Genomic DNA, 1,938 nt, shown 5'->3' on the forward strand with positions numbered 1-1,938 from the left:
CCAGGTCAGAGGCCCGGAGGATCTCCTCCGGGCCTCTGCTTTTTCCGTTCCCCTTTCCGGGCGTCTTCTGTCCTCCCACCCAGGTGTCTCCGCTGCGGTGAAAAGAGATCGCGGAAACAGGGCGATCCGGCCGTGGTGATCTCTTGGCGGAGCGCGCCGACTTTGATTACATGATTACGAGCCATGTAATCGCATACCGGTGTACGACGTCCCCCCGGAAGGTGGACCGATGATCGTCGAGTACATCCGCTACCGCGTTCCCGCCGAACGCTCGGAGGAGTTCGAGGCGGCCTACCGCCGTGCCGCCGTCTCCCTGGCGAAGGCCCCCCAGTGCGCGGACTACGAACTCACCCGGTGCGTGGACGAGCCCGCCTGCTACGTCCTGCGCATCACCTGGACCTCCGCCGAGGACCATCTGCGCGGATTCCGGGAGGGCCCCGACTTCCCGCCCTTCCTTGCCGAGATCCGGCCCTACGTCGGCGACATCGAGGAGATGCGCCACTACGCGCCGACAGGAATCCGCGGTCAGGGCTCCTCGGTGCCGACGCTCTACGAGTGGGCCGGCGGAGCCGAGGCGTTCGAACGCCTCACGGAGACCTTCTACGCGAAGGTGCTGAAGGACGACCTGATCGGTCCGCTCTTCGCGCACATGGATCCCGGCCACCCCCGCTACGTGGCCATGTGGCTCGGCGAGGTCTTCGGCGGCCCGGACCGCTACACCCGGGAGCGCGGGGGCTATCCGCACATGCTCTCCCAGCACCTCGGCAAGGGCATCACCGAGCCGCAGCGGCGCCGCTGGGTGAACCTCCTCCTGGACGCCGCCGACGAGGTCGGCCTCCCCGGGGATCCGGAGTTCCGTGCGGCCTTCCTCGGCTACATCGAGTGGGGGACCCGCCTGGCCTTCGCCAACTCCCAGCCGGGAGCCGTCCCGCCGGGGCGGGCTCCGGTGCCGCACTGGGGCTGGGGCGTGGCGCCGCCGTACGTCCCGAAGGGCTGAGATCGGCCGTGCGTCCCCGCGGGCGGGGGTCTCACGTCCTGACCCGGCGGTGCCGAGGGGTGAACCCCGCCTCGGCACGGCGGAGCAGCACGCTCGCCTTGTAACAGGCCCAGCCCATGAGGAAGGTGCTGAACCCTCCCTGCCCGAGCCGGGACCAGGCCGACACGTCGACGGCCGCGAAAACCACGACGCCGAGCCAGAGAAACCCGAAGACGCCTACAAAGGACGTCGCAGCCCAATTCATCCCCCGCTGCCACATGCCTGAAGTCTTGCAGGTATGCCTTCAAGACCAGGTCAAAGCCGTGGAACGGCTCATCGTGGGAGAGTACGGCTGGTGCCTGAACATCTCCGGACACGGGGTCCGTTTCCGGCAACGGCCCGGGCTGCGGTCTTCTCCAGGGCGGCGGGCTCAAGGGGAGACTGTTCCAGGGAGGCCAGCAGGGCCGCCGCGGTGTGCGCGTCGGCCAGGATCCGGTTGACCTCCTCCTCGGTCGTCGGCAGCTGGCCTCGCTTGTTCAGCTCCTCGGTGAGGAAAGTGAGCGGAGCCGGGTAGCCTGCTGCCTCCGCGGCGGCTGTCGCGCGCGCGGCGGTGAGGAGACGCAAGTAGTAGGTGCGGAGGGTCGCCTCCCGCATCCGCGCCGTCTCCAGGTCGTCCAGCAGGGACCGGGCGACTCGAAGAAGGTCGCCGGGGCGATCGGCCTCCGCGGCGATGTGTGCGCGGATGTCGTCGAACTCCGAGCGAGTCATGGTGGTCACCTCCGTGGCAGGGCCGGAGTCACGGCCCTCGTGCCTATTTCGTATCCAGACCCGATTGCGGATGGCTTGACGTCTGGTTGCCCGCGCCACCACCAGGTTTGGGACGCTTGAGGATCGGGAATGGTTGGCAAGTTGTCCTGGGGACTCTGGAGTCCTGCTAATGTTCTTGGTGCAGGGCGAGCCCC

Annotated in this window: 3 protein-coding genes; 1 reads left to right on the forward strand and 2 read right to left on the reverse strand. The window is 68.3% G+C overall.

The window, feature by feature from the left end:
• The first annotated feature begins 229 nt into the window (after positions 1-229).
• Entirely contained in the window at positions 230-997 is a 768-nt protein-coding gene (locus tag Plo01_RS19370; protein ID WP_203892047.1) for a group II truncated hemoglobin, read from the forward strand.
• A gap of 31 nt (positions 998-1,028) precedes the next feature.
• On the opposite strand, the gene Plo01_RS19375 is transcribed toward Plo01_RS19370, so the two are convergent.
• Together Plo01_RS19375 and Plo01_RS19380 are read right to left on the reverse strand one after the other, a co-directional pair.
• Positions 1,029-1,184: a hypothetical protein gene (locus Plo01_RS19375; RefSeq protein ID WP_239316661.1), complete on the reverse strand. Its 156-nt coding sequence runs from the start codon at positions 1,182-1,184 to the stop codon at positions 1,029-1,031.
• Between the two features lie 125 nt (positions 1,185-1,309).
• Positions 1,310-1,744: a hypothetical protein gene (locus tag Plo01_RS19380; RefSeq protein ID WP_203892049.1), complete on the reverse strand. Its 435-nt coding sequence runs from the start codon at positions 1,742-1,744 to the stop codon at positions 1,310-1,312.
• Between the last annotated feature and the right edge of the window lie 194 nt (positions 1,745-1,938).

The organism is Planobispora longispora (assembly GCF_016863135.1).
Taxonomy (GTDB): Bacteria; Actinomycetota; Actinomycetes; order Streptosporangiales; family Streptosporangiaceae; genus Planobispora; species Planobispora longispora.

What these genes read in the sequence shown, in the direction of transcription:
- Plo01_RS19370 (WP_203892047.1), top strand. Translation starts at nt 230, where the DNA reads ATGATCGTCGAGTACATCCGCTACCGCGTTCCCGCCGAACGCTCGGAG.
- Plo01_RS19380 (WP_203892049.1), bottom strand. Translation starts at nt 1,744, where the DNA reads ATGACTCGCTCGGAGTTCGACGACATCCGCGCACACATCGCCGCGGAG.